This is a genomic window from Pseudomonas sp. Pseusp16 (genome assembly GCF_047324915.1).
In the GTDB taxonomy this organism is placed as follows: Bacteria; Pseudomonadota; Gammaproteobacteria; order Pseudomonadales; family Pseudomonadaceae; genus Aquipseudomonas; species Aquipseudomonas fluorescens_CD.
Genome location: NZ_CP168522.1, coordinates 2,434,129 through 2,460,661, shown reverse-complemented (window position 1 = coordinate 2,460,661; position 26,533 = coordinate 2,434,129). Strand labels below are relative to the sequence as shown.

The following is a 26,533-nucleotide window of genomic DNA, read 5'->3' as shown; positions in this document are numbered from 1 at the left end:
AGACATGATGATGAGTGTCAAACCCACGATCGTGCTGGTCCATGGTTTTTGGGGCGGCGCTGCCCACTGGAACAAGGTCATCGTCAAATTGCTCGGCCGGGGTGACACGCACATTCGTGCCGTCGAGTTGCCGCTGACGTCCCTGGCCGAGGATGCCGAGCGTACACGCAAGATGGTCGCCCAGCTGCCCGGTCCGGTGCTGCTGGTGGGGCATTCCTATGGCGGTGCGGTGATCACTGAAGCGGGTGATTTGCCGAATGTGGTTGGGCTGGTGTACATCGCCGCCTTCGCGCCGGACGCTGGTGAAAGCCCCGGTAGTATCACGGAACGGCATCTGCCTGCGGCGGCGGCCAACCTGGCTCCCGACAGCGATGGATACCTGTGGGTCAAGCCTGAGCTCTATCACGAAAGCTTCTGCCAGGACCTGCCGGCGACCGAAGGGTTGGTCATGGGGGTCACCCAGAAAGCGCCGCTGGCCAGGACCTTCGGTGACGTCATCAGCAAGGTGGCCTGGAAGAAAAAACCATCGTGGTATCAGATTTCCAGCGCAGACCGGATGATCGCGCCGCAAAACCAGCAATGGATGGCCGAGCGGCTCAACGCCCGGGAGATTCTGACCTTGAACGCCAGCCATGCGTCATTGGCGTCGATGCCCGCCGAAGTGGCGGCATTGATCGACAGGGCAGCGACGGCGTTGGCCGAGGGTTAAGGTCCAAATGCAACCGGAATGGGGAATTTCCATGGCGACATCTGGTCGGTATTTCACAGAAGGGTGGGTGTAAGGTAAGCAAGTCAACCTGAGAACACTGCCCAGGAGGAGGTGACTATGAGCGTTCCGATGTTGAACAAAATGCATATGAACGGTTACGACGTACTCAGCGTGAACAACGGCCCCTGGCGGGTATGCACCCAGGGTGACCGGCTTGGCTCGTTTGGCAGTCGGGAAGAGGCACTGGCGTTTGCCGCGTCGTTGCCCGGCTACAGGGCTCGTGCAGGCAGGCCAGCGGGCAGCCATCAAACAAAATGAACTCATGCCCGAAGCCTCGGTTCGCCGGTAATCGCCTGTAGGAGCGAGCTTGCTCGCGATGGTCGCTAACGATAACGCGTGTTTCCTGGCTAAACTCGGCGCGTTTGAGTCCATCGCGAGCAGGCTCGCTCCTACAAAATCCGTGAGGGCGCTAGTAGCCACCGCCTCCGCTGGGGCGGGAGGGTTCCCGGGCTTTTTGCTGCATGTGGCTCCATTCCGCGCAGGTCATGAAGCTCTTGTGGTCAACCATGCCACGGCCGTCGAAGCTGACGTTGTACGGCTGCTGATGGCCGGCCTGAGTCAGCCTGTAGTCAAAGCACGTACCGGGTTCGACGGTACGATCGGTGACCGCCATGGGCTGGCCGCCGATTTGCCGGACTTGCTCCTGAGTCATGCCGGTGTTGACTTTCGCAACCAGCGGCTGGTCCTGGTAGATCGAGTTGGTGCTGCAGCCTGTCAACGCCGTCAGTGCAACGACCAGCGTGAATAGAGGCCTGTTCATGGCAGCGCTCCCGCTATTGAGCCTTGTTGCGGCTAATGACCTTGGCTTTCACTTCCTCGGCATAGCCGGACAGTTTTGCTTCATCGCCCTGAAATAAAGAACACAGTCTTTTAACGGCTTGCGCGTCGGCTTCGCTCCCGAGCAGGCGCAATTGCTCCTCTATGCGCAGAAGCTCCACTGCCGACCAGCGCAAATCTGACGCAAGCCCTTGCAGATCACGCCGAAGCTGCTGTTCCGATTCGTTAAGCCACATGATGACCTCCTGAATACTACACTCCGGAATTTTAGACCCGTTTACCGGATGTTGTGTTCGTCTGAATCAGCCGGGCTTCCTTTGGTCGGGGAACTAACCGAGAGAAGCGATATCAATGACAGTCGCCGAATCGTCGGGATGGCTGTACGGCCGACGGCAAGCTACATTTTCTTATTTCGAATTCAAGGAAACAGCATGCGGATGTTGATGGGGGGAGTCGCGCTGGCATTGCTGGCCGGGTGTTCGTTGCCGGCATCGCTGGTTCCGGGCGAGCCGAATGTCAGCAAGCACAGCGCGAAGGCGCCAAAAGAGTATGCGGCGTGTGTGTTGCCTGCCTGGCAAAAGGAAGTAGCGAATACGACCCAGGTTTCGATATCCAACGGATATCGGATCACCGCGCCCAGCGTGATCACGGCCGACGAAGTGCTGGATATCGTGAAGTACAAGGATGGCAGCCGGATTTCGCTGTATCAGGGGCCACCCTGGGCCAAATCCGGCGACCTGCGCCAAATCGTCCGCGACTGTTTGTAAGCGCGCAAGAGTGAAAAAAACCGGATGCCTGGCGTGCATCCGGTTTTTTGTGTGGGTCAGTCTGAAAGATCGGTCGTCGGGATGAGTTGCTCACTGCCCTGGGCGGCACTTTTGCGCTCCCGGCGCTCGTTCATCCAGTTTTCCACCTTTACACCGAATTCCGGCGGGGCTTTGCGCCCGAGCTTCCTGGCGATGTCCAGGATGGTCTGTTGGGCGAGGGCCTCTTCCATGCGTTTTTGCGCAACCATCATTGCGCCATGGACCGCGCACGGACCGTCCAGTGCCCATTCAGGCGGGGCACCGTCAAACACGGCGCAACGGCCACGGATCTCCCGACAATCGAAAATCGACTTGCGACCGTCGATGGCGTTGACGATATCCAGCAGGGTTATTTCGTCAGCGGGCCGGGCCAGCTTGAAGCCGCCGCGCATGCCCTCGGTGGCGACCACCAGTTTGCCTTTGGCCAGTTTGGTGAAGATTTTCGCCAGATAGTCCAGGGGAACGCCTTGCAGTTCGGCAAGGTCGCGCACGCTCGCCTCGCGAGAGTCGCCGCCATTGCCTACGAGAAAAAGCAGGCAGTGGATGCCGTACTCGACACCCGCGCTGTAAAGAGACATACAGATCTCCGACTTGATTAGTCGCCAATTCTAACAGCCGAAAGCAAGCCGGGCAACGAATCGTCGCGTCCTGAATTTTCTTTTCCAGCGTGAAACGCCGGCGCCATACGCGTTCTTGAGCCTTTTCTGAGAAGGCATCGTTGCTTTCGATGCCTGTCATCAAAAAATACGGGTTGCAGAATTTAACTTGGATCAATACAGTCGTAGTTATTCGAGCGGCACAGGTGAGCGATTTTCGAACGACACCGACCTCATGCCCGCTCCCGATGAGCGTGACCCATCACGATCGACAACACTTGTTTATCCTCTGGAGTTAAAAATGAAACAGCACATTCTGGTGATCGGCGCAGGTTTCGGTGGCATGTGGACCGCTTTGAGTGCCACGCGTCTGTTCGACATTCATGGCCACAACGATGTTGAAGTGACCGTGCTGGCTCCTCAGGCCGAACTGCGTGTGCGTCCGCGCTTCTACGAGCCGAACGCCCATCAACTGGCCGCGCCGATTGGCGATCTGTTCGATGCTGTAGGGGTCAGGTTCATCAAGGGTGCGGCGCAGACCATCAACGTCGCGCAGAAGCAGATCGGCTATGTCGATGCCGCAGGGACCCCGCAAGTCTGCAGCTACGACAAACTCGTTCTGGCTACCGGCAGTCGCCTGGCTTCGTCGAACACCCCGGGCGTGGCCGAACATGCCTTCGACGTCGATCAGATCGAACAGGCCGTGCGCCTGGAAAACCACCTCAAGGCGCTGGCCAATCAGCCCGAAAGCACGGCACGCAACACGGTGGTAGTGGCCGGTGGCGGTTTCACCGGGATCGAAACCGCGACTGAAATGCCGACCCGCCTGCGGGCCATCTTCGGTGACCGTGCCGACATCAATGTGATCATCGTTGACCGCGGCGACAAGGTTGGCGGCTCGATGGGTGAGCAAATCGCAGAGTCGATCGTCGAGGCCAGCGTGGCGACCGGCGTGAAATGGCACTTGAAAGCCTCGGTCGTGTCGGTCGATGCCAACGGCGTGACCCTGTCCGACGGTGCGCGAATCGATACCAAGACCGTGGTCTGGACCACCGGCGTTCGCGCCAGCTCCCTGACCGAGCAGATTCCGGCCGAACGCGATCACCTGGGCCGCCTGCATGTCGACGCACACCTGAAAGTCATTGGCCAGGACGACATCTTCGCCACCGGCGACGTTGCCTGTGCGGCCAGTGACGAGATCGGCAACTACGCCTTGATGACCTGCCAGCACGCGATTTCCCTGGGCCGCCATGCAGGTAACAACGTCGCGGCGCAGATTCTCGGTGTCGACCCGACGCCGTACAGCCAGCCGAAATACGTGACCTGCCTCGATCTGGGCGCCTGGGGCGCGGTCTACACCGAGGGTTGGGATCGTCAGGTCAAGTTGGTCAAGCATGAAGCCAAGGCATTGAAGACGCAGATCAACACCCAGTGGATCTACCCGCCAGCGGCTGACCGTGTCACTGCATTGGCTTCGGCGGACCCGATGATTCCCGTGGCCTGATTCGAATATCGCGTCTGAAGAAAAAATCCCGCTCGGGTTCGCCTGAGCGGGATTTTTTTACGCCCTGATTGCCTGTGTGAAATTTACCGTGTATTTTTTCATGAAATTATAAATACAAAATTTCACGAGGCCGTATGTTTCAGCAATCCACCCGGCATGTCGCCAGTTACTACGCCCATTCCTGCGCCGATCGTCTGGTCGATCGAGCCGCACTGGAAGGTGAGCAAGACACTGAAGTGCTGATCATCGGGGCCGGTTTCAGCGGTTTGCACACGGCGTTGCGCCTGGCGCTGGCCGGCAAGCGCGTGACCTTGCTCGAAGCCAGCCGGGTGGCCTGGGCCGCGTCCGGGCGTAATGGCGGACAGGCGATTCTCGGCTGGTCGTGCGACATGCCACCGCTGGAAGCGGCGCTGGGATACGAACGGGCGCGACGACTGTGGGACGGCATGCGCTGGGCCGCGCGCGAACTGCGTGATTTGCCCGGTCGCCATGAATTCGATTGCGACTACCGCGCCGGCCATCTCTGGACTTCGGTGATGCCGCGGCGAGTGGGGCTGCTGACCGAGTGGCAAGACGAGGCGAGCCACAAGTGGGGCCATGACAAACTGCAATTTATCGAGCGCAGCGATTTGCCGCAGTGGGTCGCCAGCGAGCGTTATCAGGCCGGCCTGTTCGATCCCGAGGGCGGGCATTTGAACCCGCTGAAACTGGCCCTGGGCCTCGCAGATGCGATTGAGCGGGCCGGTGGCCGCATCCATGAGCAAAGCAAGGCGCTGAGCTATGGCGAGGAGGGCGACGGCTTTGTGGTGACCACCGAGCGCGGTCGCATCCGCGCCGATGTGCTGGTGCTGGCGTGCAACGCTTACCTCGATCGACTCGACCCGCAACTGGCCAGTTGCGTGTTGCCGGTCGGGACGTATCAGGTCGCGACCGCGCCGCTGACGACGGAGCAAGCCACCGCGCTGCTGCCGAGCAACGTGTGTGTGACCGACAACCAGTTCGTGCTCGACTATTTCCGGCGCACCCCGGATAACCGCCTGCTGTTCGGTGGCGGTTGCACATACCTGGGCGGGATGCCAAAGGACATCGCAGCGGCGACCCGGCCGTTCCTGGAGCGCGTGTTTCCGCAGCTCACGGGCGTCGAACTGGAGTTTGCCTGGGGCGGACACATCGACCTGACCCTCAAGCGCACACCGGATATCGGACGGCGCGGCGACCTGTACTGGATGCAGGGCTATTCCGGGCATGGCGTGCTGCCGACGCTGGCCGCGGCGCGGGCGGTGTCCGACGCGGTACTTGGTCAACCCGACGAGCTGTCCCTGTACCAGGGCCTGAACAACGGCAGTTTTCCCGGCGGCAAATACCTGGCCGCGCCGCTGGAAGCCATCGGCAAGGCCTGGTATCGACTGCGCGACAGTATTTGAAGCGACACTTTCTGGAAGCCTCAAGATGGACATGCAAGAAGAAATCTCGGCGCTGGCGATCCTGATCCAGGACCTGCGCAAACACAAGAAGTACACCCTGAAGGAACTGGCGGACAAAATCGGTCGCTCCGTCGGTTTCCTGTCCCAGGTCGAGCGCGGACTGTCGCGCCCGACGGTGGCGGACCTGACCGCCATCAGCGAAACCCTGGGCGTGCCGACCACCTATTTCTACAGCCTGCCCAAACCCATGGCCCTGTCCTGGGTCACCCGCCCGGACGAGCGCCGCACGCTGTACTACGCCGACGGCATTACCGACATCCTCGTTTCGCCAAAAATGCGCGCCTCGTTCTCGATGCTCGAAAGCCGGCTCGAGCCCGGTGCCAGCAGCGGCGACCGGCACATGAAGGACAGCTCGGAGCAGGGCGGTTACGTCCTGGAAGGCGAGTTGACCCTGTGGCTCGACGACAACCAACCGGTGACCCTGCATCCCGGCGACAGCTTTCAACTGGCCAGCCATGCGCACTGCCGCTACGGCAACCTGTCCGACCAACCGACCCGCGTGCTCTGGGTTTACACCTGATAACAACAAGGAACAAATCGATGGATGCTGTGTGCTCTGAACTGCTGGCCGAGGTTCGCAACTTCCGCCACTGCAACCCCGAAGTGCGTTACGTCGACCTGATCTCCCTGGACATTCCGGGGCATTTCTACGGCAAGCGCTACCCGATCGAGATGCTCGAAAAAGTCGCTGCCGGCAGCGTGCTCAAGCTACCGCAGAACTGCGTATTGCTCGGCACCCAGGGCGGGTTGTTCAAGATCGGTGATTACTGCTTCAACGACGGCGACCCGGATGCGCCCCGTCGCCTGGTGCCCGGCACGCTGAAACGGGTGAATTGGGAAAAACAGCCATTGGGCCAGATGCTGATCACCTCCGACGGCACGCAAAAACCGATTGTCTTCGAGCCCCGCGAGGTACTGGCGCAGGTGCTGGAGCGGCTCAAGCGCAAGGGTATTCATCCGGTGGTGGCGTTCGAACTGGAGTTCTACCTGTTCGACAGCCGCCTGAAGGACGGCTTGCCGCAATTTCCCCGTGACGAGCTGACCGGCGATGCCGATGATCAACCGAACATGCACATCGAACGCTTGTCGCGATTTGCCCCGGTGCTCGATGAAATGGTCGAGACCGCGCGTGAACAAGGCGTCGATGCCACGGTGATCACTGCCGAGCTCGGCCCGGGGCAGTTCGAAATCAACTTCGGCCATTGCGATGACGGCCTGCGCGCCGCCGATTGGGCCGCCCTGTTCTGCCGCAGCACCCGGGGCGTGGCGCTCAAGCACAACCTGCGCGCCAGCTTCATGGCCAAACCTTACTTGCAGCACCCCGGCAGCGGCATGCACGTGCATGTCAGCCTGTATGACGAGGCCGGCAACAATCTGTTGGCAGCGAACGGGCAGCGGGCGCTGCGTCATGCGGTGGCTGGTTGTCTGGATGTGTTGCCGCATTGCATGCCGATTTTTGCCCCGAACCACAATGCCATGCGCCGCCTGAGCGGCACGGTGAACGTCGCGTCGCGCGCCAGTTGGGGCTTCGAGGATCGCGATGCGTGTTTGCGCATACCGGAGTCGGACGTCAAGAACCTGCGCATTGAACACCGCCTGGCGGGCGCCGATGCCAACCCGTATCTGGCGTTGGCGGCGATTCTGGTGGGGTTGGAGCAAGGTCTGGAAGCGGAGCGCGAGCCGATTGCGCCGCTCAACGAAGACCGCAGCAGTGGCATCGACTTTCCGTTGGAAATGCTCGAAGCGGTGCAGTCCATGCAAAGTCATGCATCGCTGCGCGAAGGCTTGGGGGCGGAGTTTGTGGACGTCTATTGCGAAAACAAACGTCAGGATCATCTGGCATTTCTGCATGACATCAGCGCGCGGGAATATCGCTGGTTCCTCTAGTCAGCCTTAGAAAATATGTGGATATTTAAGGACTTGGAACGTTTATTAACTAGATAGTGAATAAAAATATCTTGTTACAGCGTGAAATATTCCGTAATATCCGCGCCGCGTTCACCACCACGGTTTATGCATTTTTAAATCCCAGGCGTCCATCAGCTGCCTGGGATTTTTTTTGCCTGGAATTTAGTCGGCTGCTGACTCCAGCATCGGTGCATGCTTGCCGAGCTTCATCAGCCAGTAATAACTCAGCGCCGGCACCAGCAGCCCGACGATCCACGCCAGGTCCACCCCGTCCAGCGCCGTGGCCACCGGGCCGACGTACAGCGTGGTGTTCATGAACGGAATTTCCAGGGCAATCGCCAGCAGGAAGCTGCCGCAGGCAATCCGGTTAACGCACCCGTAGATCCCGTTAACGTCGAAGATGTCGTCAATCCGGTACTGGCCTTTGCGCAGGCAGTAGTAGTCCACCAGGTTGATCGCCGTCCACGGGATCAGGAAGTAGCTCATGAAGAAGATGAAGTTCAGGAAGAAGTTGATGAAGTCGTCCTGACCGATGGTGCACAGGGCCGTGGCCACCAGGCTGATCAGCAGCATGAACACGCCGCGTACCCGCGGGGTCACCTTGAGTCGGGCGAAAGGTTCGATCACGGTGATGGTCGACATGAACGCGCCGTACAGGTTGAACACGTTGATCGACACCTGGCCGTAGACGATGAAGGCGAATAGCAGTACCGCGCCACTGCCGAACAGACCGGCGACATGCCCGCCGACGTTGCTGGAAAAGTCGCCGATGCCGACGCTCAGGATCGCCCCGAGAATCATCATCCACGCGCCGCCGCTGACCGTGCCCGCGTAGCTGTACCAGAACACCCGGGCGGTCGGCGTGCTGCTCGGCAGGTAGCGCGAGTAGTCGGCGACGTAAGGCGCATAGGACAGTTGCCAGGTCACGGCAATGCTCACCGCCACCAGGAACTTCGACAACGAGAAGCCGGTCGGTAGCCACTGTTCGGTCGGGATCGGCAACTGCAAGGCGAGCACCGTGGCGGCCACGAACACCACCAGCGACAGTATCGACAGCAGCTTCTGCAAGCGGTGAATCAACCGATAGCCATAGAGCGCGACGACGAAGCACAGCGCGCCGATCAGGTAGATGTTGCCGGACATCGGCAGCGGGCTGACGGACTCCAGTGCCTGGGCTGCGAGCAAGGTGTTGCTGACGAAGAAGCCCAGGTAAATCAGCATCACGAACAGCAGCGGCAACACGGCCCCCAACACGCCGAATTGCGCCCGGCTCTGGATCATTTGCGGAATGCCCAGCTTCGGTCCCTGTGCCGAGTGGGAGGCCATGAAAATCGCCCCCAGCAACGAGCCGACGATGATCGCCAGTGCGCTCCAGAACAGGTTGAGCCCCATCACCACCGGCAACACACCGGAGGCGATGGTGGTGATGTTCATGTTGGCGCCGAACCAGATGTAGAACAGCGAGCCCGGCTTGCCGTGGCGTTCGGTCTCGGGGATGAAATCGATGCTTCTTTTTTCGACTTGCATGGCGATCACTCCTGAGTCCGGACGAGGTGGGAATGCAGGCGGGCGATGGTGCCGGGCAGCTCATGGGGCTGGTGGGCAAACAGGTCCGGACGCTCGGGGATCAGGCTCAGGTAGTCGCGCTGTTCCAGGGCGCGCTGGCACTCGGTGGTGGTGAGGATTTCCAGCGAGTAGACCCAGTTGGCCATGATCAGCAGGGCCGAATAATGCCCGGCCTCGCTGGTCGTGGTGCAGGCATCACTGACCAGGCGCACGCGATAGCCCAGGGCGAAGGCATCGAACACGCTGGTCAGCACGCAGACGTCCGTCAGCACACCGCAGACGATCAGCGTATCGACCTCCAGTGCCTTGAGTCGGGCATCGAGGTCGGTGCGGTGAAAGGCACTGTAGCGGCCCTTGTCGATGATCAATTCACCGGACTGCGGCGTCAGCGACTCGATGATTTCCACTTGCCGGGTGCCGGCGCGGTAACTGCCGGGGCCACCGTCGGCGGCCAGGGGTTCACCGTGGGGCAGGTCACTGCCATCGGCCTGATTGATGTGGCGGGTATAGATGACCGGCATCCGCTGGTTGCGTGCGGTATCGAGCAGGGCGGCGGTATGGGCGACCACCCTGTCGAAGTTTTCCAGGACGAAACCGTCCTCCTGCTGCATGTCGATGATCAACAGCGCGTTGTTATTGTTCATTGGGCAAACCTGATCAAAGGCGAAACACAAGGCACCGCACACGCCATGCAATGGCGAGACGTAGGGTGCGTGATTGGCTGTTCGGGTGGGCTCAGTGAACTATTTGCCAGAAGCCGTTCTGCTTGGCCGAAACGCTGGCGCGCAGGCGCTTGAAATGCAGGTGCGAAGCGGTCCATTCACCGCGCAGGTAAGCCCGCGCGGCGCCGGAGGGAAGGGCGAGTGATGGGAGACGACCAGTCATCATTGGAATCGACCCTTGTAGGAGCGAGCTCGCTCGCGAAAAACTCTAGACAACGCAGTCATCCAGACGGCACGCATTATCGTTGGCGTCCATCGCGAGCGAGCTCGCTCCTACAGTTGAGGTGTTCTGCAACCCCGGCTTCGCGTCCGGGGGAGCAGGGTGGCGCATTCAGCGGAACGCTGGCACCACATGCTTGATGAACAGCTCCAGGGATTTTTTCTTCTCCGCGTGGGGCAGGCTGTTATCGCACCAGAAGCTGAATTCGTCGACCCCCAGTTCCTGGTAGTACTTGATGCGCGGAATGATTTCTTCCGGGGTGCCGATCATGGCGGTCTTGTGCAGGCTTTCCAGTTCGAACTCGGGGCGACCGGCGAATTTCTCTTCCGGACTCGGCGCGAGGAAGCCGTTGACCGGGGTGGTCTTGTTGCCGAACCAGGCATCGAACGTGCGGTAGAACTTCGAGATCGCCCGAGCCCCGACTTCCCAGCCTTGCGGGTCGTCGGCGGTGTGCACGTGGGTGTGACGCAGCACCATCAGTTGCGGGCGCGGCACGCCAGGATTGTTGTCCAGGGCAGCCTGGAATTTGTTCTTCAGGTCGAGGACTTCTTCGTCGCCTTTCATCAGCGGCGTGACCATGACGTTGCAGCCGTTGGCCACGGCGAAGTTGTGCGAGTCCGGGTCGCGGGCGGCGATCCACATCGGCGGGTTCGGCTGCTGGATCGGCTTGGGCACGCTGGTGGACGTCGGGAATTTCCAGATATCGCCGTCATGGGCGTAATCGCCGTTCCACAGTGCGCGCACCACCGGCACCATTTCGCGCAATGCCTGGCCGCCGGAGGAGGCTGGCATGCCGCCGGCCATGCGGTCGAATTCGATCTGGTAGGCGCCACGGGCCAGACCGACTTCCATGCGGCCATTGCTGATCACGTCGAGCAATGCGCATTCGCCGGCCACCCGCAGCGGGTGCCAGAACGGCGCGATGATGGTGCCGGCGCCCAGGTGAATGGTGGTGGTCTTGCCCGCCAGATAAGCCAGCAGTGGCATCGGGCTTGGCGAGATGGTGTATTCCATGGAGTGGTGTTCGCCAATCCACACGGTGCTGAAACCACCGGCCTCGGCCATCAGGGTCAGTTCGGTCAGGTCTTCGAACAACTGGCGGTGGCTGACGCTTTCGTCCCAACGTTCCATGTGTACGAACAGGGAAAACTTCATGACGTTTACCTCGGATCTTTTGTTATCGGCCTGTCGACTGCGGGCTCGTTGAATATTGGTATACCATAATACATATTTTCCGCAAATGACTTCTCATCGCGGCTAACGCTAACCAGTGTGGGAGCGGGCTTGCTCGCGAAGACGGAGTGTCAGTCAACACATATGCCGCCTGGCAGTTCGCTTTCGCGAGCAAGCCCGCTCCCACAGGGGTATGCGGTGATATCAGAGGGATCAGGCAAGCACCGGTAAAGCGCCCATCTTGCCGTGGCAATACACCAGTGGCCCGCTGCTCTGGCGGGGCACGATCAGGTTTTTCACGGCGCCGACCATGATGGCGTGGTCGCCACCTTCATATTCGCGCCACAGCTCACATTCGATGACCGCCGTGGCATTGGCCAGAATCGGGTTGCCCAGTTCGCTGAGCGTCCACTCGATCCCCTGGGCCTTGTCCTTGCCTTTGCGCGCGAAGGCATAGGCTTCGTTTTGCTGGCCGCCGGAGAGCACGTGGATGGCAAAACGCTTGTTCTTGATCAAGACCGGGTAGGAGTCGGAGCTGTAGTTCGGGCAGAACAGCACCAGGGCCGGGTCCATCGACAGCGAGCTGAAGGCGCTGGCGGTCAGGCCGACGATTTGCCCATCGTCATCCAGGGTGGTGATCACGGTCACTCCGGACGGGAACGAACCCATGACTTGTTTGTAGATGGCGGCATCGATCATTGGACGGTCCTCGGGTGGTGTGACGCGTTTTTTATGTGTTTGTAGGTCTGATGGTATACCGTAATACATCGATTGCAAGGTCTTTTTGGGTGAACCGATAAACGTACGTCTTTCGTCGGGAACTCAATGATTACGGGGCTTTAAGCTATCCAGAGCTGGCGTGAATCGGGCAGGATGCCGGTTCAGATGCGTGCTCAAAGACCGGTTCAGTCTTGTTTAAAGTTTGGAATACCATAATATGGTCGGCATCTGAGGGGCGGCCAGAGAGTCCCCCCGGTTTGGCTTCATACAAAGATAAGAACAGACCAACTCGAGTTCATGCACATGTCCCAGATGTCCCGGCAAGATCCGTTGATCGAGAATCACACGGTCGACTACGTTCCACTCGCAGAGCGCCACGGGAAGGCCCGCGATCTTTTCACCCTGTGGTTCAGCACCAACATCGCGCCACTGCCCATCGTCACCGGCGCCATGGTGGTCCAGGTGTTCCACCTCAATCTGTTCTGGGGCCTGCTGGCGATTGCGCTCGGGCACATGGTCGGTGGCCTGGTGATTGCGCTCGCGTCGGCCCAGGGGCCGTGCATGGGCATTCCGCAGATGGTGCAGAGTCGTGGTCAGTTCGGCCGCTATGGCGCGCTGCTGATCGTATTCTTCGCGGCGTTGATCTACATCGGGTTCTTCATTTCCAATATCGTGTTGGCCGGCAAGTCGATTGTCGGCATTGCGCCGTCGGTACCGGTACCGGCCAGCATTCTCATCGGAGCCCTCAGCGCCACGGCCATCGGGGTGATCGGTTATCGCTTCATCCACACCCTCAACCGCATCGGCACCTGGGTCATGGGCAGTGCCTTGCTGGCCGGCTTCCTCTATATCTTTGCCCATGACCTGCCGGTGGACTTCTTCACTCGTGGCGGGTTCAACCTGTCCGGCTGGCTGGCCACGGTCTCGCTGGGCATCATCTGGCAAATCAGTTTCTCGCCGTATGTGTCGGACTACTCGCGCTACCTGCCGGCGGATATCGGCATCACCCGGCCGTTCTTCGCCACCTATCTGGGGGCGACTTTGGGCACGATCCTGTCATTCACTTTCGGTGCCGTGGCGGTACTGGCTACCCCGGAAGGCACCGAGGCGATGGCAGCGGTGAAGCAGTCCACCGGTTGGCTGGGGCCGATCCTGATGGTGCTGTTCCTGCTCAACATCATCAGCCACAACGCCTTGAATCTGTATGGCGCGGTGCTGTCGATCATCACGTCGATCCAGACCTTCGCCAGCCAGTGGACGCCCAGCATCAAGGTGCGCGTGGTGTTGTCGAGCATCGTGCTGGCGGGTTGCTGCGTGGTGGCGCTGGGTGCCTCGGCGAATTTCATCTCGCAGTTCATCGGCCTGATCCTGGCGCTGTTGCTGGTGTTGGTGCCGTGGGCCTCGATCAACCTGATCGACTTTTACCTGATCAAGGGTCGTCGCTATGACATCGCGTCGATCTTCCGGGCCGACGGCGGCATCTACGGTCGCTTCAACCTGCACGCGATCATTGCCTACTTCATCGGCATCATCGTGCAGCTGCCATTCGCCAATACTTCACTGTACGTCGGCCCGTACGCCAATCTGGTAGATGGCGCGGACCTGTCGTGGCTGGTGGGGCTGGTGGTGACGTGCCCGTTGTATTACTGCCTCGCTACGCGAAGCCAGGTGCAGGAAAGTCGCTCGGTGAAACTCGGCTACGCCGACTGAGGCGAAATCGTTTCGTGTTCGTGAGAAAATGCCCGGCATATTACGTCACTGTAGGAGCGAGCTTGCTCGCGATGGACTCAAGAGCACTGCGTTTAGTCAGTAAACACGCGTAATCGTTAACGACCATCGCGAGCAAGCTCGCTCCTACAGTGACGGCGACTCTCAGGAATGGTTGAACACATTCAGGCCGCGTTGCAGCGCCGGCCTGGCTTCGACCCTGTCGAACCAGCGCGATAGCTGAGGCAGTTGCGTCCAGTCCAGTCGATCACGGAACGCGGTGGCGATGGTGAACGCCATAATGTCGGCCATGGAGAACTGCTCTCCGGCCATGAATTCGTCCGTCAAAAAACCTTCCGACCAGGTCAGTTGCTCGATCACCCGCAGATCGATGATCGCCGCCGCCTTATCCTGCCCCGCCTGGTGCAGGAAAAACGCGGCATGGCTGGGGGCGATGACATCGGTCACGAAAAAGAAATAGCGGTCGATCACCCGGATGCGCTCGGGCCCTGGCTGCGCCGGTGCCAGCCGTCCAGGCACCTTGGCATCGGCGTACTGGATGATGGCGTTGGACTGGTTGATGATCAGCATCGGCGTAGTCCCGTGATCGATCAGGGTCGGGACTTTCCCGGCCGGGTTTAGCGCCAGGAAGGCCGGCCCACGCTGCTCCTGTGCATACAGGTCCAGCTTGCGTGCCGTGTAGGCGATGCCCGACTCTTCCAGGGCAATCGCTGCCCGCAGACTGTTGCCCGTGTTGGCACCGAACAGCTCGATTTGATCGTTCATGAGTCATTGCTCTTGTCGGGACATGCAGGCAGTCGCCGAACACTGCCGATGAAATCAGTATGGTGAAAATTCGCCACACCGATATGCAAAAACAGTGACCGTCCATACCCCGGCGCGACAAGCCGTATCCCTCCACGAAAACTACTTTCGTCGCGTTTGATAATAGCCTCTCGAAATGTTTTAAGAGTTTCACAAGCCAGCCAGTCAACCCTCACCTCGAACGTCCCATGACTGATGTCACTCATCGAGCGCGCCTGATTTCGCGCCCGTGTTGAGCGCTGTTGCGTGGGCGGAAATCGGGTCCTGTCTGGCGGTGAAACCTTCAAATAACGATAAGAAACACCCAGGAGCACCGTATGTTCAAACGAGCGATTCCCACTGCAGTCCTGCTGGCCACCAGTTCGCTGTGCGTACAGGCCGCCGATAGCGCAGCCCATGGTTTTCTCGAAGACAGCAAGGCCAGCCTCTCGATGCGTACCCTGTACTTCAACAGCGACAATCGCGACGGCACGGCTGATCCTTCGAAAACCGAAGAAGCGGCCCAAGGGTTTGTGTTGCGCTATGAATCCGGGTTTACCCAGGGCGCGCTGGGGTTCGGGCTCGATGCCCAGGCATTGCTCGGCATCACACTGGACAGCGGAGCGGGGCGCCACGTCGGTAGCGGCATGATTCCTTCTGACGGCGACGGCGCGGCCGACGCCTGGAGCAGCTTCGGCCCTACGGCGAAGATGCGCCTTGCCAGGACAGAATTTCGCTACGGCACCTTGCTGCCAAAGTTGCCGATCCTTCTGGCGAACGATGCGCGTGTGTTGCCGCAATCGTTTACCGGTGCGCAGGTCACCTCGAACGACATCGATGGCCTGACGTTGACCAGCGGTGTGCTTGAACACGCGGTAGGGCGCGCCTCGACGGACCGCACAGGTTTGTCGGTCGCCGGCAGCACGCGCGAGAGCAACAAGTTCTATTACGCCGGTGGTGACTACAACCTCACCAAAACGCTTAAGACCCAGTATTACTTCGCGCAGCTGGAGGACTTCTACAACCAGAACTTCCTCGGCCTGACGCACATCCTGCCAATCGACAGCGCCAACTCACTGACCACCGACCTGCGCTACTTCCGCACCACCTCGAGCGGTGCCAACAGCTCGGCCTCCGGCCGCGCGCAAGGCTATCGGGTATCGGGCTACACCGACGACAACGACGGTGAAATCGACAACAGCACCTGGTCGGCGATGGTCACCTACACCCATGGCGGCCACGCGGTGTCGGTGGGGCATCAGCGTGTGGGCGATGGCAGCAACTTCGTCCAGCCCAACCAGGGCAGCCTGGTGGACAAAGGGGCGGGCGGCGGCAGTGTCTACCTGCCCACCGACAAGATGATCCAGAACTTTGCCCGGGCCGGCGAACAGACCAACTTCGGGCAGTACACCTACGACTTCGCGCCCTTGGGCGTGCCGGGCCTGAAAGCCTCGATCGTGTATTTGAAGGGCACGGACATCAAAGCGCAAAACGCCAGCGATCAGTCCGAGTGGGAGCGCGACATGACCCTGGACTACGTGTTGCAGTCGGGCACGTTCAAAGGGGTGGGTTTCACACTGCGTAACGCCAGGTCGAACACTGACACGGGCCGCAACGTGGATCAGAACCGGTTCATCATTAATTACACCTTGTCGCTGTTGTAGTCACATCACAACCCCAGTGGGAGCGAGCCTGCTCGCGAAGCGATGTGTCAGGCAGCACACCTAAGGTTTGCGGACCACCGCGGCGCTGATCAATACGGACACGTATTTTGGCCGTTTCGGTCTCCTTTTGGCCTGCCTCACGCTGTGAACCGGCCACGCCGTCAGCAAGAATCAGACGCGGGTTGCCGGTTCGGCAACCCCAGGTCAAATCACAACCAGACGCTTCACTTCCTTGCCCTTGGCAATTTTCAAGGCTGCTGCCGTGTACAGAACATAAAAACCATCGTACTCACGCCACACTTGGGGAAATGATCCATGGACTCAATGAAACGCATACTGGGCGCCACCGTTTGCGGGCTGTCGCTGCTGGCCAGCGCGGTGCAAGCCGAACAGCACGAATTGCGGGTGTACAACTGGGCGGACTACATCCTGCCGTCCGTGCCCAAGGATTTTGCCAAGGACACCGGGATCAAGGTGACCTGGGACACCTTCGACACCAACGAGTCCCTGGAAGCCAAGCTGCTCACCGGCAACTCGGGCTACGACCTGGTGGTGCCATCGAACCAGTTCATCGAAACCCAGATCAAGGCGGGGGTGTTCCAGAAACTCGACAAGTCCAGACTGCCGAACTGGTCGCACCAGGACCCGGCCTTGCTCAAGCTGCTGGACAAGAACGACCCCGGCAACCAGTACGGCGTGCCCTACATGTACGGCACCGTGCTGATCGGTTTCAACCCGGCCAAGGTCAAGGCGGCGCTTGGCGAGAATGCGCCGGTGGACAGCTGGGACCTGGTGTTCAAGCCCGAGAACATGGAGAAGCTCAAGGCCTGTGGCGTGGCGATGCTCGATTCGCCGTCGGAGATCCTGCCGCTGGCCCTGCATTACCTGGGGCTGGACCCGAACAGCCAGAACCCGGATGACTACGAAAAGGCCAAGGCGCTGATGCTCAAGGTTCGCCCTTACGTCACCTACTTCAACTCCGCCAAATACATGACCGACATCGCCAACGGCGATATCTGCGTGGCCATCGGTTACTCAGGCAGCTTCTATCAATTCGGCAATCGCGCCAAAGAGGCGGGCAACGGCGTGGTCGTCGACTGGCGCCTGCCCAAAGAAGGCGCGCCGATCTGGTTCGACACCTTCGCCATCCCGAAAAGCGCGAAGAACGTGGTCGAAGCCCACGAGTTCCTCAACAACCTGCTGGACCCGAAAGTCATCGCGCCGATCAGCGACTTCCTCGGTTACCCGAATGCCAACAAGGACTCGCTGGCGCTGATCGACAAGGACATCACCGGCAACCCGAACCTGACGCCGACCAGCGAGGCATTGAAGACGCTGTACGTCGTGCAGCCACTGCCGCAAAAGCTTGAGCGGGTGCGTACCCGGGTCTGGACCAGCATCAAGTCCGATCAGTAACACCAGGATCCTTGTGGGAGCGGGCTTGCTCGCGAATGCGGGGTCTCAGTCAATACATGTGTCGACTGACCCACCGCTTTCGCGAGCAAGCCCGCTCCCACATTCAATTGATGTCGAACACAAATCCCATGTCCGACAAAAAACACTGTGGGAGCGGGCTTGCTCGCGAATGCAGAGTGTCAGTCAATACATGGGGGACTGACCCACCGCTTTCGCGAGCAAGCCCGCTCCCACGGGGTTCTGTTTGAGCAGTCAGCGGAAGAACTCCCCCGGTGTTTCGCCGAACTGCTGGCGGAAGGCGGCGATGAATGCCGACGTCGAGTCATAGCCACAAGCCAATGCGACGTCGGTCACTCGTTCGCCCTGTTCCAGTGGCGTCAGGGCGCCGAGCAGGCGCAAGCGCTGTCGCCAGGCGCGAAAGGTCAGGCCGGTGTCGCGCAGGAACAGGCGACTGAGGGTTTTCTCGGTGACGCCGAATTTGTCGCTCCAGTGACTGAGCGTGGTCTGTTGCTCCGGGTGCGACTCCAGGCTCTGCGCGATCTGCCGCAATCGGCTGTCCTGGGGCAGTGGCAGCATCAAGTCGATCTGCGGCGCCTCGGCCAACTGATCCAGAATCACCTGGGCCAACCGACCGTGCGGACCGTTCTGATCGTATTCCACCGGAATCTGGCTGAAGGCACGGATCAACTCGCGCAGCAAATCGCTGACCCCCAACACATGACAGCCCGGCGACGCCCAAGTCGAGACGCTGCAGTCGATGTACAGGCTGCGCATTTCCGTACGCGGCGAACTGAACACCCGGTGCGGCATGCCCGCCGGAATCCACACCGCACGCTCCGGCGGGGCCACGAAACGCCCGGCGCCGGTCTGTATTTCGAGCACGCCCTGGATCGCATAGGACAGCTGCACCCAAGGGTGGCTGTGGCGCCGGGTCAATGCGCGATTGGGCAGCGATTCGGTCCGGCCGTAGAGTGGCCGTGGCAGGCTGGACAGCCCGGGAATACTGCGCCGGATACTTTTGTCATGTCCTTTAGGCGGCATCTGCTGGCTCATCGGCGTTAGTCGGTAATTCACAAGCACGTTAGAGTCGCTTTCACGTACTGGCAACCCCCGGATGATCAAACCCATGACTCGCCCCCGCTTGTTACCCGACAACTTCACCCTGACCCTGATCGGCGTGGTGACGCTCGCCAGCCTGCTGCCCGCCAGCGGCCAGGTTGCGGTCGGTTTTGGCTGGTTGACCAACATCGCCATCGCGCTGTTGTTTTTCCTGCATGGCGCCAAGCTGTCCCGCGAGTCGATCATTGCCGGTGCCGGGCACTGGCGCCTGCATGTGCTGGTGTTCAGCCTGACTTTCGTGGTGTTTCCGTTGCTCGGTCTGGCGCTCAAGCCGCTGCTGTCGCCGCTGATTGGCAATGACCTGTACATGGGTATGCTTTACCTGTGTGCGCTGCCCGCCACGGTGCAGTCGGCGATTGCCTTTACTTCACTGGCGCGGGGCAACATCCCGGCGGCGATTTGCAGCGCGGCGGCGTCCAGCCTGTTCGGGATTTTTCTCACGCCGTTGCTGGTGACCTTGCTGCTGAATGTGCATGGCGAAGGCTCCTCGACCCTCGACGCCATCCTCAAGATCAGCGTGCAGTTGCTGCTGCCGTTCATTGCCGGGCAAATCGCGCGGCGCTGGATTGGCAACTGGGTGGCGCGCAACAAGAGCTGGCTGAAGTTCGTCGATCAGGGCTCGATTCTGTTGGTGGTCTACGGCGCGTTCAGCGAGGCGGTGATCGAGGGCCTCTGGCATCAGATTCCATTGCTGGATCTGCTCGGGCTGGTGGTGGCGTGCTGCGTGGTCCTGGGGCTGGTGCTGGTGGCCTCGACCGTACTGGGCAAGGCATTCGGTTTCAATCAGGAAGACCGCATCACCATTCTCTTCTGCGGCTCGAAGAAAAGCCTGGCAACCGGTGTGCCGATGGCGCAGGTGTTGTTTGCCGGTAGCACCATTGGCGTGCTGATCCTGCCGCTGATGCTGTTCCACCAGATTCAACTGATGGTCTGTGCGGTGCTGGCGCAGCGTTTTGCCAATCGGCCGGAATCGATTCCGGAACTGATGGCTCAGGTTGATCCCTGATAATCCCGGGAAGCTGTAGGAGCCGGCTTGCCGGCGATGGACTCAAGTACGCCGCGTTTATCCAGCTCGAACGCGTTATCGTTAACGACCATCGCTGGCAAGCCAGCTCCTACAAGGGAGCGTCCAAACCAGTGAAAGAACCTTTTTACTGTTGGTCAGCCGCCAATGGCGGGGTACGCGGCGGGATCATGCGTTTGCTGCCGGTCGACTCGAACGCCGACGCCAGGTGCAGCAGCCTGGAGTCGTCATAGGCGCGACCGGCAAACGTCAGGCCGACCGGCATGCCGATGTCCGGCATCACGCCCATCGGCACGGTGACCGTTGGCACGCCGAGGTGACGGATGGCGAGGTTGCCGTTGGCGACCCAGACGCCGTTGCTCCAGGCGATATCTGCCGATTGCGGATCGACATCGGCATTCGCCGGGCCCACATCGGCGACCGTCGGGAACAGCACCGCGTCGAGGCCCAGGCGATCCATCCAGTCTTCCAGATCGATCTTGCGGGTCTTTTCCAGTCCGCGCAGGCCGTCCGGCACCGTGCTGATCTGGTCCCACGGGGTGATGCCGCGTTCGGCCATGCGCACGTATTCGTCCATGCCGGCGGCGAGGTCGCCCTCGCGGTTGGGCAGGGTGCCCGGGTCGTGAGGGAAGATCTGCGGGCCGTCGACATCGACGAGGCGATTCAGTTTGGGATCGCCGTTCGCTTGCAGGAAATCATCGAAGGCCCAGGCAGTCAGGTCCCACAGTTCATGGTGTAAAAATTCCTTGGAGACGATGCCGCGATTGAACACGGTCGGTGCGCCAGGGCGATCGCCTTCGCAATTGGAAACCAGCGGGAAGTCCACTTCGAGCACTTCGGCACCCGCGGCTTCGAGGGCCTTGCGCGCCTGTTCCCAGAGCCCGATCACCGAAGGACGGGTGTTGATGCGCTGGCCGGTTGGCCCGCCGATGCCCGGCGCTTCGGAAGTGCCCGCTTCAGGGTCGGCGTTGATGTACATGCGCGGAATGCCGAACTTCTTGCCTTTGAGCGCTTCGCTGTTCGCCGCCAGCGCGGCATAGGATTCAGGGCGTACCTCAGACGATTTCGGAATGGGCACCCAAGGCTGCAAGCGCCACAGGTCACCGCGGGTGTCCGGGTCATCGGCCACTACCACGTCGAGCACTTCGAGCAGGTCGGCCATGGTCCGGGCAAACGGCACGACCACGTCCATGGTCGGGGTCAACGGCCAGTTGCCGCGTACCGAGATCACCCCGCGTGAGGGGGTGTAGGCGCACAAACCATTGTTCGAGGCCGGGCCACGGCCGCTCGACCAGGTTTCTTCCGCCAGGCCGAAGGCCGAGAAACTGGCCGCGGTCGCCGTACCGGCACCGTTCGACGAGCCGGAAGCGAAAGGGGCGGTGAGGTAGTCGGCGTTGTACGGGCTTTCGGCACGGCCGTAGACACCGCGCTGCATCCCGCCGTTGGCCATCGGCGGCATGTTGGTCTTGCCCAGGCAGATCGCCCCGGCGGCGCGCAGGCGTTCGATGGTGAACGCATCGCGATAGGCGACCAGGTCCTTGAAGGCCGGGCTGCCGGAAGCGGCGGTGAGGCCCTTGACCAGATAACTGTCCTTGGCGGTGTAAGGGATGCCGTCCAGCGGCCCCAGCACCTGGCCCTTGGCGCGACGGGCGTCGGCGGCCTGTGCTTCGGCGAGGGCCTCGGGGTTGCGCACTACAACTGCGTTCAGCGCCGTGGCGGTTTCGGGGCCGTCATAGGCGTCGATTCGCGCAAGATAAGCCTGGACCAGCTCAACCGAGGTAGTCTGGCCGGATTCGAGCGCGGCGCGCAGCTCGGCAATGGAAACTTCGGTGACTTCGATCATGCTGCCACCGCCATTTGCAGGTGGAGGGTCCCAAACACTTCACTTTTCTCGAAATGGACATTCATATCGTTATTCTCGTTGCACTGTGTGGCACGACAGGGTCGGGTGTTAAAAATACTGAGCACTATTTAGCATTAAACCGGGATTTTAGGAATCCGTTGTCCAATTTATCTTACAGGCGACAGAAAAAAGGTTCTTCACTCATTCTCGGGAAACACCGATAACGCAATACCTGTAGGAGCCGGCTTGCCGGCGATGGACTCCAGTGCGCCGCGTTTATCCGGTTTACAGCGTTATCGTTAACGACCATCGCTGCGATGCGGCGACCCGACAAGCCAGCTCCTACAGGGGACCGCGTCCGAGTCGAAAATGATGTGAACTCCAAAGCCGTGAAAGAACCAGAAAAAAGGCCACCACAACCCGACGTTGTGGTGGCCCGAGGGTGACTCATTATAGTGGCCCGCACGCGCAGGCCAATGGATCAGTGAGCGCCGGCGGCCTTGTTCAGGTCGCTTTCGGCCCATTCGGTGTACACGCAGGCGTCCGCCGTGGCCCAGCGCACCCGCACCGGGTCACCGGACTTGAGCGGCATGCCGGCAGCGGACAGTGCCTTGACCGTCATCGAGGTGCCGCCAGCGGTGACCACGCTGCAGGTCTGGCTTTCGCCGAGAAACAGCACTTCCACGACCTTGGCCGAGACTTCGTTCCAGCCGGCGGCCAGCGGTTCGGCAATCGCCTGGTCATTGCTCAGGGCCAGGGCTTTTTCCGGACGCACCATCAGCAGCACGTCCTGATTGGTTTGCAGGCCGGCGGTGAGCCGGATCGACAGCGCCTGACCTTCGAACGTTGCCACCGCATTTCCCTGGGCCTTGAGCTTGAGGAAGTTCGAATTGCCGAGGAACGATGCGACAAAGGCGTTCGGCGGGTTCTGGTAAAGGTCGTAGCCGCTGCCCAGGCCGACGATCTTGCCGTGGCTGAAAATCGCGATGCGCTGGGACAGGCGCATGGCTTCTTCCTGATCGTGGGTCACGTAGACGATGGTGATGCCCAGGCGCCGATGCAGCTGACGCAGTTCATCCTGCAAGTCTTCGCGCAGTTTTTTGTCGAGTGCTCCCAGCGGTTCGTCCATCAGCAGGATGCGTGGCTCATAGACCAGTGCCCGGGCAATGGCGACCCGTTGCTGCTGGCCACCGGACAGTTGCGAAGGGCGGCGATGGGCGAATTGCTCCAGCTGCACCAGTTTGAGCATCGCGTCGACGCGCTTGTCACGTTCGGCGGCGGCGAGTTTGCGGATTGCCAGCGGGAAGGCGATGTTGTCGCGCACCGACAGATGCGGGAACAGCGAATAGCGCTGGAACACCATGCCGATGTCGCGCTTGTGCGGCGGCACGTTGACCAGCGACTGGCCGCTGACCAGGATCTCGCCGCTGCTCGGGGTTTCGAAGCCGGCAAGCATCGACAGCGTGGTGCTTTTGCCCGAGCCGCTGGAACCGAGGAAGGTGAGGAATTCACCGTCCTTGATGTCCAGCGAGATGTTGTCCACGGCGGCAAAGTCGCCGTAGTGCTTGTTCAGGTTACGCAGGCTGACCAGGGGCTTGTCATTTTGCTGCGCGGAATCTTTGATCACTGCACTCATGTCGTACTCCTGGCGCTCAGGCGCTGATTTCGTTGCGCCGGCGCAGAGCGGCGGCGATCACCATGACCAATACCGAGAGGCCGATCAGCAGCGTCGAGGCGACGGCGATCACGGGCGTCAGGTCCTGGCGCAGGGTGGTCCACATTTTCACGGGAAGGGTTTGCAGGGTCGGGCTGGCCATCATCACGCTCAGCACCACTTCATCCCACGAGACGAGGAAGGCGAAGAGGGCGCCGGCCACCATGCCCGGACGGATCGCCGGGAAGGTCACCTTGAACACCGCTTGCAGGCGCGAGGCGCCGCAGATCACCGCCGCATCCTCGATCGACTGATCGAACAGCTTCAGCGAGTTGATGATCGAGATGATGGTGAACGGCAGCGCGACGATGACGTGGCTGACCACGAAGGCGAACATGGTCCCGGTGTAGCCGAGTTTCAGGAACAGCGCGTACACCGCCACGGCAATGATCACCAGGGGCACGATCATCGGCAGGGTGAACAGGCCGTAGAGCATTTCCCGGCCGGGGAAACGGCCGCGAACCAGGGCGAACGCAGTCGGCAGGCCCAATGCGACGGCGAAGAACGTCGTCAGCACCGCGACCTTGAGGCTGGCCATCGCCGCGTTCATCCAGTCGGCATTGGAGAAGAACTGGCCGTACCATTTCAGCGTCCAGCCTGGTGGCGGGAACACCAGCCATTGTGAGGAACCGAACGACAGCAGCACGATGAACACGATCGGCAGCAGCAGGAACAGCCCGATCAGCCCGGTGGTGGCATACAGGCCGAAGCGCATGCGCCGGCTCATGGCATTGGGAGTCAGGAGCATGACGGCTTACCTCGCGTTGCTGGCGCCAACCGGGGATTCCGGCTGAAGCTTCAGGTAGAAGTAGAACAGCACCAGCGTGATCACGATCAGCAACGCGGCGCCGGCGCTGGCCAGGCCCCAGTTGAGGAACGACTGCACCTGCTGAATGATGAACTCGGGGAGCATCATGTTCTGCGCGCCGCCCAGCAAGGCCGGGGTCACGTAGTAACCGAGGGACATCACGAACACCATCAGGCCGCCGGAGAACAGCCCCGGCCGGCACAGCGGCAGGAACACCCGGAAGAAGTTGGTCCAGGGGCTGGCGCCGCAGATGGAACCTGCCTGCAGGATCATCGGGTCGATGGCCTGCATGGTCGCCTGCAACGGCAGCACGATGAACGGGATCATGATGTAGCTCATGCCTATCACCACGCCGGTGAGGTTGTGCACCATCTCCAGCGGTTGATCGATGATGCCCAGCGCCATCAGCGCCTTGTTGATCACCCCGGAGGCTTGCAGCAACACCAGCCAGGAGTAGGTGCGGGCAAGCAGGCTGGTCCACATCGATAGCAGCACGATGTTCAGGATCCAGCGACCCCAGCCGCGCGGCACCAGGGTGATCGCCCAGGCCAGCGGGAAGCCCAGCAACAGGCTGAACAACGTCACCAGGCCGGCCACCGAGAAGGTGTTCAGCAGTACCCGTGCGTAGGCCGAGTTGGCGAACAGTTGCTCGTAGTTGCCCAGGCCCGGCACCGGTTCCAGCACGCCGCGCAACAGCAGGCCAATCAGCGGCGCGAGAAAGAACAGGCCAAGAAACAGCAGCGCCGGGACCAGGTTGCTGGCGCCACGCCAACGCTGTTTCAGCGACGGCGAGGGTTGCCTGGCTAGGGGCTGGCCTGGTGCCGAACCGGCAGCGCCAGTGGCGCTCCCGGTGGCGGTGGATGGATGAGACGCGGTTGCCGTCATTTTCATTTGACCAGCCATTCGTTCCACCGTGTCGCGATGGCCGGACCGTTCTTGGCCCAGTACGCGAAATCAAGAGTGATCTGATCCTTTGCGTAAGCGGTCGGCAGGTTAGGGGCCAGCACCGAATCCAGGCGCGCCACGCTGTCGACGTTGACCGGGGCGTAGGCGGTCAGGTTGGAGAAGTCCGCCTGACCCTTGGCACTGCTGGCGTTGGCCAGGAACTTCATCGCCGCGTCCTTGTTTTTCGAACCCTTGGGAATGACCAGGATGTCGGCCATGACCAGGTTCTGCTGCCAGCTTACGCCGACCGGGGCGCCGTCTTCCTGCAGCGCATGAATCCGGCCGTTCCAGAACTGGCCCATGCTTGCTTCACCGGAGGCCAGCAGTTGCTGCGACTGCGCGCCGCCACCCCACCAGACGATGTCTTTCTTGATGGAGTCGAGTTTTTTGAACGCGCGGTCCAGGTCCAGCGGGTAGAGCTTGTCGGCCGGCACGCCATCGGCCAGCAGCGCCAGTTCGAGCACGCCAGGGCTTGGCCATTTGTACAGGGCGCGTTTGCCGGGGTAGGTCTTGGTGTCGAACAGGGCGGACCAGTTCTGAGGTTTGCTGGCGCCGAGCTTGCCTTCGTTGTAGCCGAGGACGAAGGAGAAGAAGAACGAGCCGACGCCGTGATCGGAGACAAAACGCGGGTCGATCTTGTCACGTTCGATGACTTTGAAATCGAGGGGTTCGAGCAAGCCTTCGGAGGCGGCGCGCAGGGCGAAGTCGGCTTCGACGTCAACCACGTCCCACTGCACGTTGCCGCTTTCGACCATGGCCTTGAGCTTGCCGTAGTCGGTCGGGCCATCCTGCACAACGGTGATGCCGGTGGCTTTGCTGAACGGATCGGCCCAGGCCTGCTTTTGCGCATCCTGGGTGCTGCCGCCCCAACTCACGAAGTTGACGCTTTCAGCCGCCAGCAATGCCTGGCTGGTCACACTCAGCAGTCCCGCAAAAAGAACCGCGGTCGCACGTTTGTTCAACACCATTTTCACGCCCTCATTGTTGTGTTTATGAGCGGGGCTTTTGAGTGCCCGCCTATCGGGAGCAACAGGTCCGTCAAGTCAGCTTCGACTGTCCGGTCTATGGAATATCATATTATGGTATTCCAAACTTTGTGCAAGCACTTTGCCGTACCGGCTATCAGCCAAAAACGCAATTTTCAGCGTCGACACATTCTTCCTGTGGGAGCGGGCTTGCTCGCGAAGGCGGTGTAACAGTCAACGAAGATGTTGGATGTACCGGCCTCTTCGCGAGCAAGCCCG

At 60.7% G+C, this 26,533-nt stretch carries 27 protein-coding genes; 11 read left to right on the top strand and 16 right to left on the bottom strand.

The features are described 5' to 3' along the window. Nucleotides 1-10 precede the first annotated feature (10 nt). Together ACEN8Q_RS10995 and ACEN8Q_RS10990 are read left to right on the top strand one after the other, a co-directional pair. The gene (locus ACEN8Q_RS10995; protein ID WP_413428105.1) at nt 11-709 is read left to right on the top strand and encodes an alpha/beta hydrolase; all 699 of its coding nucleotides are present in this window, start codon (nt 11-13) and stop codon (nt 707-709) included. A gap of 117 nt (nt 710-826) precedes the next feature. Continuing rightward, the gene (locus tag ACEN8Q_RS10990) at nt 827-1,027 is read left to right on the top strand and encodes an SPOR domain-containing protein (protein WP_413428104.1); all 201 of its coding nucleotides are present in this window, start codon (nt 827-829) and stop codon (nt 1,025-1,027) included. A gap of 151 nt (nt 1,028-1,178) precedes the next feature. On the opposite strand, the gene osmE is transcribed toward ACEN8Q_RS10990, so the two are convergent. Beyond that, nucleotides 1,179-1,529, bottom strand: a complete 351-nt coding sequence (gene osmE / locus ACEN8Q_RS10985) for an osmotically-inducible lipoprotein OsmE (protein ID WP_413428103.1) — start codon at nt 1,527-1,529, stop codon at nt 1,179-1,181. 13 nt (nt 1,530-1,542) lie between these two features. Continuing rightward, nucleotides 1,543-1,782 carry a hypothetical protein gene (locus ACEN8Q_RS10980; RefSeq protein ID WP_085718877.1) on the bottom strand — a complete coding sequence of 80 codons (240 nt, stop codon included), beginning with the start codon at nt 1,780-1,782 and terminating at the stop codon, nt 1,543-1,545. Between the two features lie 195 nt (nt 1,783-1,977). Here ACEN8Q_RS10980 and ACEN8Q_RS10975 point away from each other — a divergent pair, with 195 nt between their 5' ends. After that, nucleotides 1,978-2,313, top strand: coding sequence for a hypothetical protein (locus ACEN8Q_RS10975; protein ID WP_413428102.1), 336 nt, complete (start codon nt 1,978-1,980; stop codon nt 2,311-2,313). A 56-nt stretch (nt 2,314-2,369) separates the two neighbouring features. Here the strand turns inward: ACEN8Q_RS10975 and ACEN8Q_RS10970 are convergent, their stop codons facing one another. Then, nucleotides 2,370-2,930, bottom strand: a complete 561-nt coding sequence (locus ACEN8Q_RS10970) for an RrF2 family transcriptional regulator (RefSeq protein WP_413428101.1) — start codon at nt 2,928-2,930, stop codon at nt 2,370-2,372. Nucleotides 2,931-3,249: 319 nt separating this feature from the next. Here ACEN8Q_RS10970 and ACEN8Q_RS10965 point away from each other — a divergent pair, with 319 nt between their 5' ends. From ACEN8Q_RS10965 to ACEN8Q_RS10950, 4 genes are all read left to right on the top strand, one after another. Next, nucleotides 3,250-4,452, top strand: a complete 1,203-nt coding sequence (locus ACEN8Q_RS10965; RefSeq protein ID WP_413428100.1) for an NAD(P)/FAD-dependent oxidoreductase — start codon at nt 3,250-3,252, stop codon at nt 4,450-4,452. Nucleotides 4,453-4,586: 134 nt separating this feature from the next. Next, the gene (locus ACEN8Q_RS10960) at nt 4,587-5,876 is read left to right on the top strand and encodes an NAD(P)/FAD-dependent oxidoreductase (protein WP_413705165.1); all 1,290 of its coding nucleotides are present in this window, start codon (nt 4,587-4,589) and stop codon (nt 5,874-5,876) included. A gap of 25 nt (nt 5,877-5,901) precedes the next feature. Further along, nucleotides 5,902-6,456 (top strand): helix-turn-helix domain-containing protein, encoded by a 555-nt coding sequence (locus ACEN8Q_RS10955; RefSeq protein WP_008021279.1) that lies wholly within the window; start codon nt 5,902-5,904, stop codon nt 6,454-6,456. Between the two features lie 20 nt (nt 6,457-6,476). Further along, nucleotides 6,477-7,823 (top strand): glutamine synthetase family protein, encoded by a 1,347-nt coding sequence (locus ACEN8Q_RS10950; protein WP_413705164.1) that lies wholly within the window; start codon nt 6,477-6,479, stop codon nt 7,821-7,823. Nucleotides 7,824-8,006: 183 nt separating this feature from the next. Here the strand turns inward: ACEN8Q_RS10950 and ACEN8Q_RS10945 are convergent, their stop codons facing one another. The 5 genes from ACEN8Q_RS10945 to ACEN8Q_RS10925 all read right to left on the bottom strand — a co-directional run bounded on the left by ACEN8Q_RS10945 (nt 8,007) and on the right by ACEN8Q_RS10925 (nt 12,224). Then, a complete protein-coding gene (locus tag ACEN8Q_RS10945; RefSeq protein WP_413428097.1) occupies nt 8,007-9,371 on the bottom strand; it encodes a purine-cytosine permease family protein in 1,365 nt (454 codons plus the stop codon). 5 nt (nt 9,372-9,376) lie between these two features. Then, the gene (locus ACEN8Q_RS10940) at nt 9,377-10,054 is read right to left on the bottom strand and encodes an isochorismatase family cysteine hydrolase (RefSeq protein ID WP_413705163.1); all 678 of its coding nucleotides are present in this window, start codon (nt 10,052-10,054) and stop codon (nt 9,377-9,379) included. 91 nt (nt 10,055-10,145) lie between these two features. Further along, nucleotides 10,146-10,298: a hypothetical protein gene (locus ACEN8Q_RS10935; protein WP_008021288.1), complete on the bottom strand. Its 153-nt coding sequence runs from the start codon at nt 10,296-10,298 to the stop codon at nt 10,146-10,148. A 165-nt stretch (nt 10,299-10,463) separates the two neighbouring features. Next, complete coding sequence (locus tag ACEN8Q_RS10930) at nt 10,464-11,507, bottom strand: LLM class flavin-dependent oxidoreductase (protein WP_413428094.1); 1,044 nt, start codon at nt 11,505-11,507, stop codon at nt 10,464-10,466. A 231-nt stretch (nt 11,508-11,738) separates the two neighbouring features. Then, a complete protein-coding gene (locus tag ACEN8Q_RS10925; RefSeq protein WP_008000480.1) occupies nt 11,739-12,224 on the bottom strand; it encodes a flavin reductase family protein in 486 nt (161 codons plus the stop codon). A 324-nt stretch (nt 12,225-12,548) separates the two neighbouring features. Between ACEN8Q_RS10925 and ACEN8Q_RS10920 the strand changes: the two genes are divergently transcribed. Beyond that, entirely contained in the window at nt 12,549-13,955 is a 1,407-nt protein-coding gene (locus tag ACEN8Q_RS10920) for a purine-cytosine permease family protein (protein ID WP_413705162.1), read from the top strand. Nucleotides 13,956-14,117: 162 nt separating this feature from the next. Here ACEN8Q_RS10920 and ACEN8Q_RS10915 read toward each other — a convergent pair whose 3' ends face one another. Together ACEN8Q_RS10915 and ACEN8Q_RS10910 are read right to left on the bottom strand one after the other, a co-directional pair. Next, a complete protein-coding gene (locus tag ACEN8Q_RS10915; protein ID WP_413705161.1) occupies nt 14,118-14,738 on the bottom strand; it encodes a glutathione S-transferase family protein in 621 nt (206 codons plus the stop codon). Continuing rightward, nucleotides 14,735-14,983, bottom strand: coding sequence for a hypothetical protein (locus tag ACEN8Q_RS10910; RefSeq protein WP_413705160.1), 249 nt, complete (start codon nt 14,981-14,983; stop codon nt 14,735-14,737). Before ACEN8Q_RS10910 ends, ACEN8Q_RS10915 begins: the two co-directional genes overlap by 4 nt. A 111-nt stretch (nt 14,984-15,094) precedes the next feature. Here ACEN8Q_RS10910 and ACEN8Q_RS10905 point away from each other — a divergent pair, with 111 nt between their 5' ends. Together ACEN8Q_RS10905 and ACEN8Q_RS10900 are read left to right on the top strand one after the other, a co-directional pair. Next, nucleotides 15,095-16,420 carry an OprD family porin gene (locus ACEN8Q_RS10905; RefSeq protein WP_413705159.1) on the top strand — a complete coding sequence of 442 codons (1,326 nt, stop codon included), beginning with the start codon at nt 15,095-15,097 and terminating at the stop codon, nt 16,418-16,420. A 315-nt stretch (nt 16,421-16,735) separates the two neighbouring features. Next, entirely contained in the window at nt 16,736-17,836 is a 1,101-nt protein-coding gene (locus tag ACEN8Q_RS10900) for a polyamine ABC transporter substrate-binding protein (RefSeq protein ID WP_413428090.1), read from the top strand. 252 nt (nt 17,837-18,088) lie between these two features. Here ACEN8Q_RS10900 and ACEN8Q_RS10895 read toward each other — a convergent pair whose 3' ends face one another. Beyond that, a complete protein-coding gene (locus ACEN8Q_RS10895; protein ID WP_413428152.1) occupies nt 18,089-18,877 on the bottom strand; it encodes an AraC family transcriptional regulator in 789 nt (262 codons plus the stop codon). A gap of 85 nt (nt 18,878-18,962) precedes the next feature. On the opposite strand from ACEN8Q_RS10895, the gene ACEN8Q_RS10890 reads away from it, so the two are divergent. Further along, a complete protein-coding gene (locus ACEN8Q_RS10890) occupies nt 18,963-19,961 on the top strand; it encodes a bile acid:sodium symporter family protein (protein WP_413705158.1) in 999 nt (332 codons plus the stop codon). A gap of 145 nt (nt 19,962-20,106) precedes the next feature. Here ACEN8Q_RS10890 and ACEN8Q_RS10885 read toward each other — a convergent pair whose 3' ends face one another. The 5 genes from ACEN8Q_RS10885 to ACEN8Q_RS10865 form a co-directional block, all read right to left on the bottom strand. Beyond that, complete coding sequence (locus ACEN8Q_RS10885) at nt 20,107-21,822, bottom strand: amidase (RefSeq protein ID WP_413428150.1); 1,716 nt, start codon at nt 21,820-21,822, stop codon at nt 20,107-20,109. A 481-nt stretch (nt 21,823-22,303) separates the two neighbouring features. Beyond that, on the bottom strand, nt 22,304-23,458 hold the full coding sequence (locus ACEN8Q_RS10880; RefSeq protein ID WP_413705157.1) for an ABC transporter ATP-binding protein: 1,155 nt from the start codon (nt 23,456-23,458) through the stop codon (nt 22,304-22,306). Nucleotides 23,459-23,474: 16 nt separating this feature from the next. Further along, nucleotides 23,475-24,284: an ABC transporter permease gene (locus ACEN8Q_RS10875; RefSeq protein WP_007976227.1), complete on the bottom strand. Its 810-nt coding sequence runs from the start codon at nt 24,282-24,284 to the stop codon at nt 23,475-23,477. A gap of 6 nt (nt 24,285-24,290) precedes the next feature. Then, entirely contained in the window at nt 24,291-25,235 is a 945-nt protein-coding gene (locus ACEN8Q_RS10870; RefSeq protein WP_413428148.1) for an ABC transporter permease, read from the bottom strand. Then, nucleotides 25,232-26,257: an ABC transporter substrate-binding protein gene (locus ACEN8Q_RS10865; protein WP_413705156.1), complete on the bottom strand. Its 1,026-nt coding sequence runs from the start codon at nt 26,255-26,257 to the stop codon at nt 25,232-25,234. The genes ACEN8Q_RS10870 and ACEN8Q_RS10865 overlap by 4 nt, the downstream gene beginning before the upstream one ends. Nucleotides 26,258-26,533 lie beyond the last annotated feature (276 nt).

Bases quoted from the DNA above. Each gene is read 5' to 3' on its own strand.
- ACEN8Q_RS10975 (WP_413428102.1), top strand. From the start codon at position 1,978: ATGCGGATGTTGATGGGGGGAGTCGCGCTGGCATTGCTGGCCGGGTGT.
- ACEN8Q_RS10880 (WP_413705157.1), bottom strand. From the start codon at position 23,458: ATGAGTGCAGTGATCAAAGATTCCGCGCAGCAAAATGACAAGCCCCTG.
- ACEN8Q_RS10915 (WP_413705161.1), bottom strand. From the start codon at position 14,738: ATGAACGATCAAATCGAGCTGTTCGGTGCCAACACGGGCAACAGTCTG.
- ACEN8Q_RS10895 (WP_413428152.1), bottom strand. From the start codon at position 18,877: ATGCCGCCTAAAGGACATGACAAAAGTATCCGGCGCAGTATTCCCGGG.
- ACEN8Q_RS10990 (WP_413428104.1), top strand. From the start codon at position 827: ATGAGCGTTCCGATGTTGAACAAAATGCATATGAACGGTTACGACGTA.
- ACEN8Q_RS10905 (WP_413705159.1), top strand. From the start codon at position 15,095: ATGTTCAAACGAGCGATTCCCACTGCAGTCCTGCTGGCCACCAGTTCG.
- ACEN8Q_RS10950 (WP_413705164.1), top strand. From the start codon at position 6,477: ATGGATGCTGTGTGCTCTGAACTGCTGGCCGAGGTTCGCAACTTCCGC.
- ACEN8Q_RS10865 (WP_413705156.1), bottom strand. From the start codon at position 26,257: ATGGTGTTGAACAAACGTGCGACCGCGGTTCTTTTTGCGGGACTGCTG.
- ACEN8Q_RS10935 (WP_008021288.1), bottom strand. From the start codon at position 10,298: ATGATGACTGGTCGTCTCCCATCACTCGCCCTTCCCTCCGGCGCCGCG.
- ACEN8Q_RS10890 (WP_413705158.1), top strand. From the start codon at position 18,963: ATGACTCGCCCCCGCTTGTTACCCGACAACTTCACCCTGACCCTGATC.
- ACEN8Q_RS10925 (WP_008000480.1), bottom strand. From the start codon at position 12,224: ATGATCGATGCCGCCATCTACAAACAAGTCATGGGTTCGTTCCCGTCC.
- ACEN8Q_RS10965 (WP_413428100.1), top strand. From the start codon at position 3,250: ATGAAACAGCACATTCTGGTGATCGGCGCAGGTTTCGGTGGCATGTGG.
- ACEN8Q_RS10940 (WP_413705163.1), bottom strand. From the start codon at position 10,054: ATGAACAATAACAACGCGCTGTTGATCATCGACATGCAGCAGGAGGAC.
- ACEN8Q_RS10960 (WP_413705165.1), top strand. From the start codon at position 4,587: ATGTTTCAGCAATCCACCCGGCATGTCGCCAGTTACTACGCCCATTCC.
- ACEN8Q_RS10920 (WP_413705162.1), top strand. From the start codon at position 12,549: ATGTCCCAGATGTCCCGGCAAGATCCGTTGATCGAGAATCACACGGTC.
- ACEN8Q_RS10930 (WP_413428094.1), bottom strand. From the start codon at position 11,507: ATGAAGTTTTCCCTGTTCGTACACATGGAACGTTGGGACGAAAGCGTC.
- ACEN8Q_RS10995 (WP_413428105.1), top strand. From the start codon at position 11: ATGAGTGTCAAACCCACGATCGTGCTGGTCCATGGTTTTTGGGGCGGC.
- ACEN8Q_RS10885 (WP_413428150.1), bottom strand. From the start codon at position 21,822: ATGATCGAAGTCACCGAAGTTTCCATTGCCGAGCTGCGCGCCGCGCTC.
- ACEN8Q_RS10875 (WP_007976227.1), bottom strand. From the start codon at position 24,284: ATGCTCCTGACTCCCAATGCCATGAGCCGGCGCATGCGCTTCGGCCTG.
- ACEN8Q_RS10945 (WP_413428097.1), bottom strand. From the start codon at position 9,371: ATGCAAGTCGAAAAAAGAAGCATCGATTTCATCCCCGAGACCGAACGC.
- ACEN8Q_RS10980 (WP_085718877.1), bottom strand. From the start codon at position 1,782: ATGTGGCTTAACGAATCGGAACAGCAGCTTCGGCGTGATCTGCAAGGG.
- osmE (WP_413428103.1), bottom strand. From the start codon at position 1,529: ATGAACAGGCCTCTATTCACGCTGGTCGTTGCACTGACGGCGTTGACA.
- ACEN8Q_RS10910 (WP_413705160.1), bottom strand. From the start codon at position 14,983: ATGAGTGACATCAGTCATGGGACGTTCGAGGTGAGGGTTGACTGGCTG.
- ACEN8Q_RS10900 (WP_413428090.1), top strand. From the start codon at position 16,736: ATGGACTCAATGAAACGCATACTGGGCGCCACCGTTTGCGGGCTGTCG.
- ACEN8Q_RS10870 (WP_413428148.1), bottom strand. From the start codon at position 25,235: ATGAAAATGACGGCAACCGCGTCTCATCCATCCACCGCCACCGGGAGC.
- ACEN8Q_RS10970 (WP_413428101.1), bottom strand. From the start codon at position 2,930: ATGTCTCTTTACAGCGCGGGTGTCGAGTACGGCATCCACTGCCTGCTT.
- ACEN8Q_RS10955 (WP_008021279.1), top strand. From the start codon at position 5,902: ATGGACATGCAAGAAGAAATCTCGGCGCTGGCGATCCTGATCCAGGAC.